Source organism: Rhodococcus sp. SORGH_AS_0303 (assembly GCF_030819335.1).
Lineage (GTDB): Bacteria > Actinomycetota > Actinomycetes > Mycobacteriales > Mycobacteriaceae > Rhodococcoides.
The window spans coordinates 1-15,824 of the sequence record NZ_JAUTBO010000001.1; the positions used below are offsets into that span (position 1 = coordinate 1).

Genomic DNA, 15,824 nt, shown 5'->3' on the forward strand with positions numbered 1-15,824 from the left:
CGATCGAGGCGTCGGGACGGAAGGTGGCCACGGTGACCACGTTCCGTGACCGCACCGAACTGAGCGAGGTCCAGAGCAAACTCGACATCAGCCGCACCAGCTCGACGGCGCTGCGGGAGCACATCCACGAGTTCGACAACCAGCTGCACACCATCTCGGGACTGGTCCAGCTCGGTGAGTACGACGAGGTGGAGCGGTACGTCGACGGCATCACCGAGCATCGTGAGCGCCTCACGTCCACCGTGACCGACCGCATCGACGATCTCGGGGTCGCGGCGCTGCTCATCGCCAAGATCGGCGCCGCCGCGGCCCGCTCGGTGACCGTGGCGCTCGACGACGTCTCACATCTCCCGCGACTCGACGACGATGCCTCCCGAGACCTCTGCACCGTCGTCGGCAACCTCGTCGACAACGCTGTGGACGCAGTCCTCGAGAATCACGCAGTGGACGCGGTGGTGCGCGTCCGGATCGTCGCGGACGCGGACGCGGACGCGATCGAGGTCGAGGTGGCCGACAACGGCCCCGGCATCGGCACGGAGGATGCGGATCGCGTGTTCGAGCAGGGGTGGAGCACCAAGGGGACGTCGCTCGACGGGCACGGTTTCGGCCTCGCCCTCGTGCGTGTCGTGTGCCGCCGACGCGGCGGTGAGGTCGGCGTGAGTGACAGAGTCGAGGACGGTACGCGGTGGACGGTCTTCCGGGCCGTCACCGGATCCGGGGGGAGGACGCGATGACACTCAGGGTGCTGGTGGTGGACGACGACTTCATGGTCGCGCGGGTGCACACCGGTTTCGTCACCAAGGTGGCCGGATTCGAGGTGTGCGGGGTGGCGCACACGGCGCAGGAAGCGCTGGAGAAGGTGGAGCACACCCGTCCCGATCTGGTGCTGCTGGACGTCCATCTGCCCGGCGTCACCGGGCTCGATCTCATCGGCCCGTTCCGGGAGATCATCCCCGACCTCGACGTCCTGGTGATCACCAGCGAGCGCGAGGCCGAATCGGTGCGCAAGGCACTGCGCGCGGGCGCCGTGCACTACCTGATCAAGCCGTTCAAGTTCCAGGCACTGCAGGAGCGCCTCGAGCACTACCGTCGCACACGGGAGTCGCTGGCCGCGATCGACGAGGCGGAGCAGGACGCCGTCGACAAGGCGTTCGGCGTGCGCGGGACCGCGACGCGGCTCCCCAAGGGCCTGAGCGCCGAGACGCTGGCCATGGTCGAGCACCAACTGCGGGAGAATCCCGGCGAGACCTCGGCGAGCACGATGGCCGAGAGGACCGGGATGTCGCGGTCGAGCGCTCGCCGCTACCTGGAATACCTCAGCGACGTCGACCGGGTGACCGTCTCGCTCGACTACGGCAACGTGGGGCGACCCGAGCGCCTCTATCGGCTCGAGCGCTAGTTGTAGTTCCCGGGGACGTTGCGTACGGGGACGCGGTCGATAGGTGACTGGCCACCGATGCCGGTGTGGGGTCGGTGGTGATTGTAGGTGTGGATCCAGTCCTGGTAGGTCGCTGCGCGGGCTTCGTCGGACAAGTAGGTGTGGGCGTAGGCCCACTCGGCGGCGAGGGTGCGGTTGAACCGTTCGACTTTGCCGTTGGTCTGCGGCCGGTACGGGCGGGTCCGTTTGTGGACCACAGTTCCGAGCGCTTCGGCGAACAGTGTTGAGCGGTAACAGGATCCGTTGTCGGTGAGCACTCGGGTGACGGTGACGCCGTGCGCTGCGAAGTACGCTTGGGCGCGGGTCCAGAACGCTGCGGCGGTCTCTTTGCGTTCATCGGTGAGGATCTCGGAGTACGCGAGCCGGGAGTGGTCGTCGACGGCGTGGTGGACGTAGGAGTATCCGAGGCTCTGCTTCTTGTTGTGCCGGTTTCCGATCGTGCGGCCGAACTTGCGGTGCCCGCCGCCGTCGGGGATGCGGCCGAGTTTCTTGATGTCGACGTGCACCAGATCGCCGGGGGTGGGGTGTTCGTAGCGTTGCGCCCGCAGTCGGCGGACGGGTAGTCCGGTGTTCTGGTCCAGGTGCGACAGCAACGGCATCGCGTATCGGCGCAGTACTGCTTCGACGGTCGAGCGGGCCAGGTGCAGGTGGTAGGCGATGCGGTGAGGTCCCCACCGCCTGGTGAAGCGCAGGTTGATGATTCGGCGTTCGGTGCGCTGGTCGGTGCGGGTGGGACTGCGGTGTGGGCGGCTGGAGGCGTCGCCCATCGCCGCGGCACCGCCGGCGGCGTAACGCCGCGCCCACTTCGATGCGGTGGCGGGTGAGCACTGGAATCGTTCGGCGGCGCGGCGGACGGTCCAGCCGGTGTCGACGATGGTGCGTGCCAGGTCCAACCGTCCCCGAGGGGTGAGGTAGGCGTTAGCGTGTGTCATGAGGGCCTCTGGTGGTCGGGGTGTGTGTGGTAACCACACCGATACCGGAGGCCCTCCCTCATCGACTCACGCCACGCCGTTCACAACCTCAACAAGAACTACAGCTAGTTCATCACGTTGCGGCCGGACAGCGCACGGCCCAACGTGAGCTCGTCCGCGAACTCGAGGTCGCCGCCCATAGGCAGTCCGGAGGCCAGCCGGGTGACGGACAGGCCGGGGAAATCACGCATCATGCGCAGCAGGTAGGTGGCCGTCGCCTCCCCCTCGGTGTTGGGGTCGGTCGCGATGATCACCTCGGAGACGTCGACGCCGTCCTCCTGATTGCCGATGCGGGTGAGCAACTCCCGGATGCGCAGCTGATCGGGACCGACCCCGCTCAGCGGATCCAACGCGCCGCCCAGCACGTGGTATCTGCCCTTGAACTCGCGGGTGCGTTCGACGGCCTGCACGTCCTTGGGTTCCTCGACGACGCAGATTTTCGTCCGATCGCGGCGCGGGTCCGCACAGATGCGGCACAGTTCCTTGTCCGAGACGGTGCCGCAGACGATGCAGAACTGCACCCCGTCGCGGACGCGCTGCAACGCCTTCTGCAGGCGGTCGATCTCGGGCGCCTCGACCCCCAACAGATGAAAGGCGATGCGCTGCGCGCTCTTCGGTCCGACACCGGGGAGTTTGCCCAGCTCGTCGATCAGATCCTGGACCGGACCTTCGTACACGCTTCTCGACCCGGTTCTAGAAGCCGGGCAGGCCGGGGAGTCCGCCGCCGCCCAGGCCGGCGAGGGGACCGAGCTTCTGCGACGCGACCTCACCCGCGGCGCGGGACGCGTCGGCGATCGCACCGATGATCAGGTCCTGCAGGGTCTCGACGTCGTCGGGATCCACGACCTTGGGGTCGATGGTCAGACCGACCACCTCGCCGCTGCCCTTCACCGTCGCCACGACGAGACCGTTGCCGGCGCGACCGGTGACCTCCGTCGCGGCGATCTCCGCCTGGGCTGCCATCAACTGCTGCTGCATCTGCTGGGCCTGCTGCAGCAGCTGGGACATGTCGGGCTGTTCACCGGGTTGCACGGCGGGTGTCCTTCCGAAGTGGTGACGAGATCGTGTCGGTCGAGCGTAGCCGCGTGCCTCACTCCACCTGGCGCGAGAGGTTCTGCAGGAGCTGCGCCTGAATCTTCTTCAGTCCGAGGGGCGCGAACGTCTTCTCGAAGAAGCCGCCGACACCGCCGGCGCCCGTCCACTCCGTGGTGGTGGTGACCGACGACCCGCTACCGCTCGGGGCGACGAGGTACGTGGTCACCATCGACGAGTTGGCGTCCTTCTCCGTGACGGTCGCGCCGGACACCGACACGGTCGCGAGCACGTTCCGCGAGCGCTTCTCGGTCGCCTGCAGGACCCAGCGAGCGACGGTGCCGTCGCCCTGCCCACCCTCGACGACCGCGAAGTCGCGGTACTGCTCGGGCAGGATGCGCGGACGCACCGTCTCGTAGTCGGACAGTGCCGCGAGGACCTTGTCGGGAGCCGCACTGATGGTGAGGGAACTGCTCGCGCTGACCTTGGCCATGACGGGGAGAACTCCTGATGTCGGGGTGGGACGGACGGTGACATTCATTGTTTCACGTCCACGCCCGGGCGAATCGAGCGCAACGATCGTGTGAAGTTTCCTCGTCGGGAGGCACCTTCCATAGCGTTGCGAACAACCTCCGTATAGCGTTCTCGCGTGGCTCAGACAGTCGATGCGGCGCTCGGGGGAGCGCGGGAACCCGGCGGGGGCGGCAACCGTCCGCACGAGATCGGACAAGCGGGACATCGGGCGGGTGTGGAACGGCTTCTGGCCAGTTACCGTGCCATTCCCCGGGACGCGACCGTCCGCCTGGCGAAGAAGACCTCCAACCTCTTCCGGGCCAGGCCGAAGAACTCCGCCCCCGGACTCGACGTCTCCGGGTTGGGAGGCGTCATCTCGGTCGACCCCGACGCCATGACCGCCGACGTGCAGGGAATGTGCACCTACGAGGACCTCGTCGACGCCACCCTGGCGTACGGGCTCGCTCCCCTGGTGGTGCCGCAGCTCAAGACGATCACGCTCGGCGGCGCGGTCACCGGCCTCGGCATCGAGTCGACGTCGTTCCGCAGCGGCCTTCCGCACGAGTCCGTCCTCGAGATCGACATTCTCGCCGGATCGGGCGACGTCGTCACGGCCACTCCCGACAACGAGTACGGCGACCTCTTCCGAGGGTTCCCGAACTCCTACGGCACCCTCGGCTACTCGACACGGTTGCGCATCGAACTCGAGCCCGTCCTTCCCTACGTCGCCCTGCGCCACGTCCGGTTCCACGACCTCGAGTCGGTGCAGACGGTCATGGCGCGCATCGTCGCGGAGCGGGAGTACGAGGGTGACCGCGTCGACTACCTCGACGGGGTGGTGTTCTCCGGGACCGAGGCCTATCTGACCCTGGGCCGGCAGACCGACGAGCCGGGACCGGTGAGCGACTACACCGACTCGGCGATCTTCTACCGGTCCATCCAGCACGACGGCACCGCGCCGCGAACGGACCGCCTGACGGTGCGCGACTACCTGTGGCGGTGGGACACCGACTGGTTCTGGTGCTCGCGCGCCTTCGGTGCGCAGAACCCGCGTATCCGACGTCTCTGGCCGAAGAAGTACCTGCGCAGCAGCTTCTACTGGAAGCTGATCGCGCTCGACCAGAAGTACGACATCGCCGACCGTCTCGAGAAGCGCAAGGGCAACCCGATCCGCGAGCGCGTCGTGCAGGACATCGAGGTGCCGATCGAGAACACGGCCGCGTTCGTCTCGTGGTTCCTCGACGAGATCCCGATCGAGCCGTTGTGGCTGTGTCCCTTGCGACTTCGCGAGCCCGACGGGTACGCCGACGCGCAGGACTCCGACGCCGGAGTACGCGGATGGCCCCTCTATCCGCTCGAACCTCACCGCACCTACGTCAACGTCGGCTTCTGGTCGTCGGTGCCCGTGGTCCCCGGTGAACCCGACGGGGCAGCCAACCGTCGGATCGAGAAGAAGGTGACCGAGTTCGACGGTCACAAGTCCCTCTACTCGGACTCGTTCTACGACAGGGACGAGTTCGATGCCCTCTACGGCGGTGACGGTTACCGCCGACTCAAAGAGAAGTACGACCCCGATTCGCGGTTGTTGGATCTGTATTCGAAGGCGGTGCATCGTCGATGACGACATTCAAGGATCAACGGAACCCCGGCCTGTCCGGCGGTTCCCCCAAACTCTCCATCGCCGAGATTCTCGAGCAGTTCACCGAAGGTGATCTGCCCGTTCGGTTCTCGGCGTACGACGGCAGTACGGCCGGTGCCGAGGATTCCGAGTACGGGCTCAGGCTCACCTCACCCCGCGGCACCACCTACCTCGCGACCGCCCCCGGCGACCTGGGCATGGCTCGCGCCTACGTCTCGGGCGATCTGGAGATCGAGGGCGCCCACCCGGGTGACCCGTACGACGTGCTCCGGATGCTGGGCGACGACCTGCACTTCAGACGTCCGTCCGCGCGCGCACTGGCGACCGTCACCCGGTCTCTCGGATGGGAGTTGCTGCGTCCCATCGCTCCCCCGCCCCAGGAGTCCCTCCCACGTTGGCGTCGTATCGCCGAGGGGTTGCGGCACAGCAAGACTCGGGACGCCGAGAGCATCCACCACCACTACGACGTGTCGAACACGTTCTACGAGTGCGTGCTCGGCCCGTCGATGACCTACACCTGCGCCGCCTACCCGACCCCCGAGGCGTCGCTCGAGGAGGCGCAGGAGAACAAGTACCGCCTGGTGTTCGAGAAGCTGAACCTGAAGGCGGGCGACCGACTGCTCGACATCGGGTGTGGCTGGGGCTCGATGGTGCGCTACGCGGCCCGTCGCGGCGTCCACGTCATCGGCGCCACGCTCTCGCGCGAGCAGGCAGAGTGGGCGCAGAATGCCATCGACGCCGACGGTCTGAGCGATCTCGCGGAGGTGCGTCACAGCGACTACCGCGACATCGTCGAGGGCGACTTCGACGCCGTGTCGTCGATCGGCCTCACCGAGCACATCGGCGTCTCGAACTACCCGGCGTACTTCGAGTTCATCAAGGGAAAGCTGCGCCCGGGTGGCCGCGTCCTGAACCACTGCATCACCCGCCCGGACAACCGCTCGTCGGCGCGGGCCGGCGGCTTCATCGACCGCTACGTCTTCCCCGACGGCGAGCTGACGGGATCCGGCCGCATCATCACCGAGATGCAGGACGTGGGCCTCGAAGTGCGTCACGAGGAGAACCTGCGCGAGCACTACGCGATGACGCTCCGGGACTGGTGCCGCAACCTCGTCGACAACTGGGACGCCTGCGTCGCGGAGGTCGGTGAGGGCACCGCGCGCGTGTGGGGCCTCTACATGGCGGGCTCACGCCTGGGCTTCGAGCGCAACGTGGTCCAGCTGCACCAGGTGCTCGCCGTCAAGCTCGACGAGAACAACGACGCGGGTCTTCCGCTGCGGCCCTGGTGGATCGGCTGATCCACTGACACGGACGCCGTCTCGGGTGTCGAATCACGGGGACTGTCGACACCCGAGTGGGTGCGACTCCACGAGAGGACACCCGAGATGGCGGATCAGTCGCAGCCCGGACGTGCACGGCGGGACAACTGGAACAACCAGGTACGACGACACGCACTGATGAATTCCGCGGGCGTGGCGCTGCGCTTCGGTGGGACGACGCACACCTGGCGCGGCCTCTGCGATCGTGTCGACGCACTCGCCGGCGGGTTGTCCCACCGTGGCGTGACGGCCGGGGACCGGGTGCTGATCCTCATGCTCAACCGGCCCGAGTACATCGAATCGGTGCTCGCCATCAATGCCGTCGGTGCGATCGCCGTGCCCGTCAACTTTCGGATGAGCGCCCCGGAGATCACCTACCTCGCGCAGAACAGCGGCGCCGGCCTCATCGTCGTGGAGGACGCTCTGGCGCCGCTCGCCGCGGCGGTGGGCGTCGCGGACTCGATCGTGGTGGGCGGAGACGGGGACACCTACGAGGCTCTGATCCGCGAGGGCGCGCCCGCGCCGGACACCGACGTCCCGGACGACGCACCGGCTCTGATCATGTACACCTCGGGAACGACCGGCCGTCCCAAAGGCGCTGTGCTGTCTCATTCCAACATGCAGGCTCAGGCGCTGACCTGCATTCGCGCCCTGCAGATGTACGGAGTCGACGAGATCAACTTCTGTGCGTCACCGATGTTCCACATCGCCGCCCTGGGCAGCATCGCCCCCAGCCTCAAGCTCGGCATCCCGACCGTCGTCCACCCCGTCGGTGCGTTCGATCCGGCCGCGTTGCTCGACGTCCTCGAGGCCGAGGCGGTGACCACCCTGTTCCTCGTGCCGGTGCAGTGGCAGGCGGTCTGCGCGGAACAGGCGCGCCGCCCCAGGACGTTGTCGCTGCGAGTGATCTCGTGGGGTGCGGCGCCGGCGTCGGACACCGTCCTGCGGGCGATGTCGCAGACCTTCCCCGACGCCCTCACCGTGGCCGTCTTCGGTCAGACCGAGATGTCGCCGATCACCTGCGTCCTCGACGGCGGCGACGCACTCCGCAAACTCGGGTCCGTGGGACGCGTCGTCGCCACGGTGGAGGCTCGGGTCGTCGACGACGACATGGTCGACGTCCCGCGAGGTGACATCGGCGAGATCGTCTATCGCGGGCCGACGCTGATGCACGGGTACTGGGAGAACCCTGCCGCCACGTCGGACGCGTTCCACGGTGGCTGGTTCCATTCCGGCGACCTGGTGCGTCAGGACGAGGAGGGCTTCGTCTTCGTCGTCGACCGCAAGAAGGACATGATCATCTCCGGCGGCGAGAACATCTACTGCGCCGAGGTCGAGAACGTGCTGTTCTCCCACCCCCGAATCCTCGAGGCAGCAGTGATAGGCCGCCCGGACGACCGGTGGGGTGAGGTGCCCGTCGCCGTCGTCGCGCAGCGCGGCACCGACGAGCCGGACCTCACGCTTTCCGACCTCGTCGGCTGGCTGGACGGACGCCTCGCGCACTACAAGCACCCGCGCCACCTGGTGCTGGTGGAGGCGCTCCCCCGCAACGCCGGCGGCAAGGTCGTGAAGGTCGACCTGCGCCGGCGTTTCTCCGACTAGACCCCTCGGCGCCTGCTCACCACCACGATCGCCACTCCGACGATCAGGATGACGGGGCCGAGGATCGACCAGGTGGTCGTGTTGCTCATCGCACTGCCACCGATCACCCCGAATCCCTGGAGGCTGAACAGCAGGCCCATGACGGCGATCACGGCACCGATGACGGTGACAACGGGAGTCTTCACCTGTCGAACCTAGTCCCCTGATGCCGCGTCGGGCGGGTTCTCGTGACGAGACACATCGTCGCGACGGGACACACCACGGACGCCGCTCGACATGATGGACTGCTGTCCGTGACTTCTCTTCCCCGACGATTCTGTCCACCGGTCCTCGTCGCGTGCGTCGCACTCGCGTCGTCCGTCCTTCTCGTCCCTGCTCCCGCGTCCGCCGAGACGGCCGCGGGCACGGTGCTCTCCAGCACCGCGCTCGATCCCGCGCTGGCACCCGCCGGCGCCGCGGAGAGCTATGTGGTGCGCTACTCCACGCTGCGGACGGCCGAGCAGGCCGGGGAGTCGACGGGCACGGTGTTCGTGCCGACAGGCGATGCTCCCGCCGACGGATGGCCGGTCGTGTCCTACGCCCACGGCACCACCGGTGTCGCCGACTCGTGTGCACCGTCGGCGACGGGCACCGCGCAGTACGAGCGTCCGGCGATCGAGGCGTGGCTGGCCGCCGGCCACGCCGTGGTGGCCACCGACTATGCGGGCATGGGGACTCCGGGTGTGCACGCCTATCTGGACGGACCCGCCGCCGGTGCCAACGCGATCGACATCGTCCGCGCAGCACACACGATGCTCGGCGATCGGCTCTCGCCGGAATGGATCACCACCGGCCTGTCCCAGGGCGGCAACACGTCCTTCTTCACCGCCGCAGCGGCATCCACCCGCGCACCGGACCTCGACTTCCGCGGCGCCGTGTCCGTGGCCGGCCCGACGGGGCTCGACACCGTGCTCCCGCTGGTCGGTCCGGTTCTCCCGCCGGTCGTCCCCAGCGGCTTTCTCGGCTACGTCTTCTACACTCTCGCCGGACTGGCGGACCAGCGTCCAGAACTCGACGTCCGGCAGTACCTGACGCCGAAGGGCGTCGAGTATCTCGACGCTGCGACCACGCTGTGCGGCAGCGAGTTCCGCGATTATCGGTCGGCGCACCCGGCCCAGTTCGGGGAGCTTCTCACGCGCCCGTTGACGCCGCTGGCCCCCGTGCTCGAGCAGATGCAGGCCGTCCCCGTCAGTGGCTACGACCGGCCGCTCCTCGTGACTCAGAGCCTCTCCGATCAGACAGTTCCGGCTCCGCTCACGTTCGTCCACACGGCCCGGATGACCGCTGCCGGTACGGACTTCCAGCTGGTCACCTTTCCGACGCCCGATCACATCGGCACCCTGATGGCCTCCATGCCCGCATCACTCGACTTCGCCGCGCGCGTCCTGAGCTGAGACGACGACAGCCCCACACCAGGAGGTGCGGGGCTGTCGTGTACTCGTGACTAGCGCAGAGACGCAGGCGGAGTGAACCGCTCGCCGTACTGCTTGGCCAGCTCCTCGGCACGGGCGACGAACGCCTCCTTGCCGATCGAGCCGTCCGCGGCCTCGTAGCCGACGACGTACTGGTGCACGCCACCGGTCCACGCCGGGAAGCCGATACCGAAGATCGAGCCGATGTTGGCGTCGGCCGTCGTGTTCAGCACGCCCTCGTCGAAGCACTTCTGCGTCTCGATCGCCTCGATGAAGAGCATGCGCTCCTTGAGGTCCTCGAACGACGACTCCGAGGTACCCGACTTGAAGGCGTCGCGCAGACCCGACCAGAGGCCGGTGCGCTTGCCGTCGACGTACTCGTAGAAGCCGGCACCCTTGGCCTTCGACGGACGCTCGAACTCGTCGACCATCTTGTCGATGACCGCGCCCGCGGCATCCTCGGGAGGAGTTCCGCCGGCTGCGACGATCGCGTCGTAGGTCTCCTTGCGGATCTTCTGCATCAACGTCAGCGTCAGCTCGTCGGAGAGCTGCAACGGCGGCGCCGGGTAGCCCGCCTGCAGACCGGCCTGCTCGATGGTCGCGGGCTCGACGCCCTCGCCCAGCATGGCGATGGCCTCGTTGATGAAGGTGCCGATCACGCGGGAGGTGAAGAAGCCACGGCTGTCGTTGACGACGATCGGAGTCTTCTTGATGGCCTGCACGAGGTCGAATGCCTTGGCCAGAGCGGCATCCGAGGTCTTGTCACCGCGGATGATCTCGACCAGCGGCATTTTGTCGACGGGCGAGAAGAAGTGGATTCCGATGAAGTCTTCCTGGCGCTTGACACCCGTCGCGAGACCGGTGATGGGCAGCGTCGAGGTGTTCGAGCCGAGCAGCGAATCGGGTGCGACGAGGTCCTCGATCTCCTGGAAGACCTTGTGCTTGAGGTCCTGCGACTCGAAGACCGCCTCGATGACGAGGTCTGCACCCTCGACGTCCTTCGGATCGGCCGTCGGGTGGATACGCGCCAGCAGCGCGTCCGACTTCTCCTGCGTGGTCTTGCCGCGTGAGAGCGCCTTGGCCTCGATGGCCTCGGAGTACGCCTTGCCCTTGTCTGCGGACGCCTGCTCGACGTCCTTGAGCACCACATCGATTCCGGCCTTGGCACAGACGTAGGCGATGCCCGCGCCCATCATGCCGGCGCCGAGCACGGCGACCTTGGTGAACTGCGTCTTCTCGTAGCCGTCCGGGCGGGACTTGCCGGCATTGATCGCCTGCAGGTCGAAGAAGAATGCCTGGATCATGTTCTTCGACACCTGGCCGGTGACGAGGGACGTGAAGTAGCGCGACTCGATGGTGGACGCGTTGTCGAAGTCGACCTGCGCACCCTCCACCGCGGCGGACAGGATCGCGAGCGGTGCCGGCATCGGCGCGCCCTTGATCTGCTTGCGCAGGTTCGACGGGAACGCCGGAAGGATCTGAGCGAGCTTGGGATTGGAGGGTGTGCCGCCGGGGATCTTGTAGCCCTTGACGTCCCACGGGGCGACGCCGCCCTCGGGGTTGGCCTTGATCCATGCCTTCGCAGCGGGAACGAGTTCCTCGACGCTGCCGACGACCTCGTGCACCAGACCGAGCTCGAGCGCCTTGGCCGGGCGGAATCGCGTGCCCTGGGACAGCACCGACATGAAGCCGTTCTGGATACCCATCATGCGGGTGATGCGGGTCACGCCGCCGCCGCCGGGCAGCAGGCCCAGCGACACCTCGGGCAGGCCGAGCTGGACACCGGGAACGTCCGCGACGATGCGGTGGTGCGTCGCCAGCGTGATCTCCAGGCCGCCACCGAGTGCGGCGCCGTTGATCGCGGACACGACAGGCTTGCCGAGCGTCTCGAGCCGACGCAGCTGCGACTTGACCGTCTGCACCTCGTCGAAGATCTGCTGGGCGTCGGCGGGGCCGGCCTTGATCATGTTCTTGAGATCGCCACCGGCGAAGAAGGTCTTCTTCGCCGAGGTGACGACGACACCGGTGATGGAGTCCTTCTCGGCCTCGAGGCGGTCGACCGTGGCGCCCATCGAGGTCTTGTAGAGCTCGTTCATCGTGTTGGCGCCCTGGTTCGGGTCGTCCATCGTCAGGGTGACGATGCCGTCGGCATCCTGGTCCCACTGAATCATGTTGTCACTCATGCTGTTCCTCAGACTCGCTCGATGATGGTGGCCACGCCCATGCCGCCGCCGATGCACAGGGTGATCAGTGCGTAGCGGCCGTTCCGACGCTCGAGCTCGTCGAGCACGGTGCCGGTGATCATGGCGCCCGTGGCACCGAGGGGGTGGCCCATCGCGATGGCGCCACCGTTGACGTTGAGCTTCTCGCCCGGGATCTTCAGGTCGCGCTGGAAGCGCAGGACCACGGAGGCGAAGGCCTCGTTCAGCTCGAACAGGTCGATGTCGTCGACCGTCAGGCCGGCCGCGGCCAGCACCTTCTTCGACGCGGGCGTCGGCCCGGTCAGCATGATGGTGGTGTCGGCGCCGCTGGTGGCGGTCGCGACGACGCGAGCGCGCGGCGTCATGCCCATCGACTTGCCGGCGTCCTCGCTGCCGACGACGACCAGGGCCGCACCGTCGACGATGCCCGACGAGTTGCCGCCGGTGTGGACGTGATCGATCTTCTCGATCCAGTGGTACTTCTGCAGCGCGACGTCGTCGAACCCGCCCATCGCGGCGATGCCCTCGAAGGCCGGCTTGAGCTTGCCGAGCGACTCGACGGTGGTGCCGGGGCGCATGTGCTCGTCACTGTCGAGGATCAGCAGACCGTTCTGGTCCGTGACCGGCACGACGGACTTTGTGAAGTAGCCACCCGACCATGCGGCTGCAGCGCGCTCCTGGGACTGCGCGGCGTACGCGTCGACGTCCTCACGGGTGAAGCCCTCGATCGTCGCGATGAGGTCGGCGCCGATGCCCTGGGGGGCGAAGTAGGTGTCGTAGTTGGTCTGCGGGTCCATGGCCCACGCGCCGCCGTCCGATCCCATGGGAACGCGGGACATCGACTCCACGCCACCGGCGATGACGAGCTCGTCCCAGCCCGACCGCACCTTCTGCGCGGCGAGGTTGACGGCTTCGAGGCCGGACGCGCAGAAACGGTTGAGCTGGAAGCCGCCGACCGTGTCGGGCATCTTCGCGGCGAGCACCGCGGTACGGGCGATGTCGGCACCCTGATCTCCCACGGGCGAGACGACGCCCAGGATCAGATCGGAGATGCGATCCTCGTCCATGTCGGGGAAACGACGGCGGAGCTCGTCGATCAACCCGGTGACCAGCGAGATCGGCTTGACCGAGTGCAGCGACCCGTTCTTACCCTTACCTCGCGGTGTTCTGATGGCTTCGTAGATGTATGCCTCTGTGGTCACTGAACACAGTTCCTTCCGACTTGAGACTCGGGCAGCACGGTGCACTGGAGACACCGGCGCCCACGAGGACAGACCTCGACGCCATTCACCCTAGGCATGGAGCCGCGCTGCCGAAAGGACCGAAACGAGCGCGCACTGTGACACTCCTGCCGGTGTTTCACACCGTCAGCAGCAGGTCAGACGTCTTTCAGCGGGGTGGCACCCAGCTCGGACTGCAGCAGCTCGAGCGCGACTTCGTCCGGATCGCGACGCGTCGACGGATCGACCGGCTCCTTCGCCTGCTTCATGAGCTCTTCCTGCTCCTCCGGGCTCTCCGGGGGAGGTGGACCGTCGTACGGCGAGGGACCCGGGTCGTCCGGATAGTCGGGCTCCTCGAGCGGCGGAGGAATGTCGTCGTCGGACGGGCGCGAGGGCGTCGACCGCGCCGGGGCGCTGCCGGACTGCGCCGGCCGTGCCGGCTCCGGGGTGGGCGCCGACCTGCTCGGGCGCGAGAACCGAGGGCCGGTGGACGCCGGGCGCTCGGCCGGGGCGGATGCCGGTGCCGGTGCCGCCGACCGAGCGGTGCCGTCGCCCGCCTCGCAGACCACGGTCCACTCGACGCCGAAGACGTCACGCAGCGCGTCCTTGATGACCTCGGCGTTGCGGGGCTCGACCAGCCTCTTGGCCAGCGGTACCGAGTCGTGAGCCAACACGATCGCCCCGTCCCCGACGGACTTCACGGTGGCGCCCGAGAGCATCACCTCGACGGTGCGGCTGCGCTCGCGCACCTTCGTCCGCACCTCGGACCAGACGGCGCGCACGTCCGCGGCATCCGGACCCTCCGCCGCGGCGGGACTCGGCGCGGCGGGCTCGGGTGCTGTCTCGGGGGCGGTCTCTGCCGGCTCGGGTGCACTCTCGGCGGGCTCGGGTGTCGTCGGTTCGGCGGCCGGGGGTTCCACGGCTACGGGGGTGGGCTCCGGGGTCGGCTCGGGTTCAGGGGTCGGCTCGGGTTCAGGGGTGGCCGGCTGCGCTGCGGGCGGCTGCGCTGCGGCCGGTTCGGGGCGCGCAGGTTCGGGGCGCGCAGGTTCGGGGCGCGCAGGGTCGGGTGTGACCGGTTCCGGTGCAGCGACTCTGGCTGCGGGGGCGTCGACGACGGGCGCGGGAGCGGCGGCCGGCTCGGCCGCCCGCTCGGACGGGCGGCGGTACGTCTGCTGCTGCGCCGCCGCCTCGAGGCGGTCGTGCTGATGTTCGGCCTCGACCGCAGCGGCCTCGCCTGCGGGCAGGGTCACGTCGAGGCGCCGTTCGAGTCGCTCCAACCGTTGCAGCACAGCACTTTCCGCATCGGACGCCGCCGGCAGCAGCATCCGCGCACACATGACCTCCAGCAACAGCCGGGGAGCCGTGGCGCCGCGCATCTCACCGAGTCCGGCGTGCACCGTCTCCGCGAATCGGGCCAGCGTGGCCGGGCCGATGCGCTCCGCCTCGTCGCGCATACGCTCGAGCATGTCGGCGGGGGCGTCGACGAGTCCGCGCTCCCCCGCATCGGGGACTGCACGCATGAGGATGAGGTCGCGCAGCCGATCGAGCAGGTCCACCGCGAACCGGCGGGGATCGTGGCCCGCGTCCATGACCTTCTCGACGGTGCCGAACAGAGCGGCACCGTCCCGGGCGGCCAGTGCGTCGACGGCCTCGTCGATCAGCGCGACGTCGGTGACGCCGAGCAGAGTGAGTGCGCGGGTGTACTGCACACCCTCGTCACCTGCACCGGCGAGCAGCTGGTCCAGCACGCTGAGAGTGTCGCGCGGGGAGCCACCACCGGCACGAATGACCAACGGGTACACCGCATCCTGCACGGTGACCTTCTCCTCCGCACAGATGCGCTCCATCAGACCGCGCATGGCGAGCGGAGGCAGCAACCGGAAGGGGTAGTGATGGGTGCGGCTGCGGATGGTCGGCAGCACCTTCTCCGGCTCCGTGGTCGCGAACACGAAGATCAGGTGCTCGGGCGGCTCCTCCACGATCTTGAGCAGCGCATTGAAGCCCGCCGTCGTGACCATGTGGGCCTCGTCCACGATGAAGACGCGGTAGCGCGATTCCGCAGGCGCGTAGAACGCGCGGTCACGCAGCTCACGGGTGTCGTCCACGCCGCCGTGGCTGGCCGCGTCGAGCTCGATGACGTCGAGGTTGCCCGGGCCGCCGGGAGCGAGCGCGACACATGAGCCGCACACTCCGCACGGCGTCGACGTCGGACCCTGGACGCAGTTGAGCGACCGCGCCAGGATGCGTGCGGACGACGTCTTGCCACACCCGCGAGGGCCGGAGAAGAGGTAGGCGTGATTGATGCGCTTCGAGTCCAGTGCGACGGACAGAGGCTCGGTGACATGCTCCTGCCCGACCACTTCCGCGAACGTCGCTGGACGGTACTTCCGGTACAGGGCCACGCGAGAGAGAGTACCGACGTCGACCGACAGAACGGT

14 protein-coding genes are annotated in these 15,824 nt (G+C 68.0%); 6 read left to right on the plus strand and 8 right to left on the minus strand.

What is annotated here, in order from left to right; all coding sequences use genetic code 11:
• Both QE449_RS00005 and QE449_RS00010 read left to right on the plus strand, forming a co-directional pair.
• Positions 1-734, plus strand: a 734-nt coding sequence (locus QE449_RS00005) for a sensor histidine kinase (RefSeq protein ID WP_307107963.1), incomplete at its 5' end; no start/stop codon positions are given.
• Positions 731-1,399: a response regulator gene (locus QE449_RS00010; protein ID WP_222638977.1), complete on the plus strand. Its 669-nt coding sequence runs from the start codon at positions 731-733 to the stop codon at positions 1,397-1,399. The genes QE449_RS00005 and QE449_RS00010, both read left to right, overlap by 4 nt.
• On the opposite strand, the gene QE449_RS00015 is transcribed toward QE449_RS00010, so the two are convergent.
• The 4 genes from QE449_RS00015 to QE449_RS00030 all read right to left on the minus strand — a co-directional run bounded on the left by QE449_RS00015 (position 1,396) and on the right by QE449_RS00030 (position 3,934).
• Complete coding sequence (locus tag QE449_RS00015; protein WP_307107964.1) at positions 1,396-2,370, minus strand: IS481 family transposase; 975 nt, start codon at positions 2,368-2,370, stop codon at positions 1,396-1,398. The genes QE449_RS00010 and QE449_RS00015 overlap by 4 nt on opposite strands.
• A 104-nt stretch (positions 2,371-2,474) precedes the next feature.
• Positions 2,475-3,086, minus strand: coding sequence for a recombination mediator RecR (recR, locus tag QE449_RS00020; RefSeq protein ID WP_027506637.1), 612 nt, complete (start codon positions 3,084-3,086; stop codon positions 2,475-2,477).
• Positions 3,087-3,102: 16 nt separating this feature from the next.
• A complete protein-coding gene (locus QE449_RS00025; protein ID WP_204869622.1) occupies positions 3,103-3,441 on the minus strand; it encodes a YbaB/EbfC family nucleoid-associated protein in 339 nt (112 codons plus the stop codon).
• Between the two features lie 58 nt (positions 3,442-3,499).
• On the minus strand, positions 3,500-3,934 hold the full coding sequence (locus QE449_RS00030; protein ID WP_027506635.1) for an SRPBCC family protein: 435 nt from the start codon (positions 3,932-3,934) through the stop codon (positions 3,500-3,502).
• Between the two features lie 228 nt (positions 3,935-4,162).
• Here QE449_RS00030 and QE449_RS00035 point away from each other — a divergent pair, with 228 nt between their 5' ends.
• The 3 genes from QE449_RS00035 to fadD5 all read left to right on the plus strand — a co-directional run bounded on the left by QE449_RS00035 (position 4,163) and on the right by fadD5 (position 8,514).
• Entirely contained in the window at positions 4,163-5,575 is a 1,413-nt protein-coding gene (locus QE449_RS00035; RefSeq protein ID WP_222633435.1) for an FAD-binding oxidoreductase, read from the plus strand.
• Positions 5,572-6,891: a class I SAM-dependent methyltransferase gene (locus tag QE449_RS00040; RefSeq protein ID WP_307107965.1), complete on the plus strand. Its 1,320-nt coding sequence runs from the start codon at positions 5,572-5,574 to the stop codon at positions 6,889-6,891. Before QE449_RS00035 ends, QE449_RS00040 begins: the two co-directional genes overlap by 4 nt.
• 87 nt (positions 6,892-6,978) lie before the next feature.
• Positions 6,979-8,514 (plus strand): fatty-acid--CoA ligase FadD5, encoded by a 1,536-nt coding sequence (gene fadD5, locus QE449_RS00045; RefSeq protein ID WP_307107966.1) that lies wholly within the window; start codon positions 6,979-6,981, stop codon positions 8,512-8,514.
• Here the strand turns inward: fadD5 and QE449_RS00050 are convergent.
• Entirely contained in the window at positions 8,511-8,699 is a 189-nt protein-coding gene (locus QE449_RS00050) for a hypothetical protein (protein ID WP_027506631.1), read from the minus strand. The two genes, fadD5 and QE449_RS00050, sit on opposite strands and share 4 nt — an antisense overlap.
• Before the next feature lie 108 nt (positions 8,700-8,807).
• Here QE449_RS00050 and QE449_RS00055 point away from each other — a divergent pair, with 108 nt between their 5' ends.
• Entirely contained in the window at positions 8,808-9,947 is a 1,140-nt protein-coding gene (locus QE449_RS00055; RefSeq protein ID WP_307107967.1) for a lipase family protein, read from the plus strand.
• A gap of 50 nt (positions 9,948-9,997) precedes the next feature.
• On the opposite strand, the gene QE449_RS00060 is transcribed toward QE449_RS00055, so the two are convergent.
• The 3 genes from QE449_RS00060 to QE449_RS00070 all read right to left on the minus strand — a co-directional run bounded on the left by QE449_RS00060 (position 9,998) and on the right by QE449_RS00070 (position 15,788).
• On the minus strand, positions 9,998-12,148 hold the full coding sequence (locus tag QE449_RS00060; protein ID WP_027506629.1) for a 3-hydroxyacyl-CoA dehydrogenase NAD-binding domain-containing protein: 2,151 nt from the start codon (positions 12,146-12,148) through the stop codon (positions 9,998-10,000).
• 8 nt (positions 12,149-12,156) lie between these two features.
• Complete coding sequence (locus tag QE449_RS00065; RefSeq protein WP_027506628.1) at positions 12,157-13,368, minus strand: acetyl-CoA C-acetyltransferase; 1,212 nt, start codon at positions 13,366-13,368, stop codon at positions 12,157-12,159.
• Positions 13,369-13,544: 176 nt separating this feature from the next.
• Positions 13,545-15,788, minus strand: coding sequence for a DNA polymerase III subunit gamma and tau (locus QE449_RS00070; RefSeq protein WP_307107968.1), 2,244 nt, complete (start codon positions 15,786-15,788; stop codon positions 13,545-13,547).
• Positions 15,789-15,824: the final 36 nt, after the last annotated feature.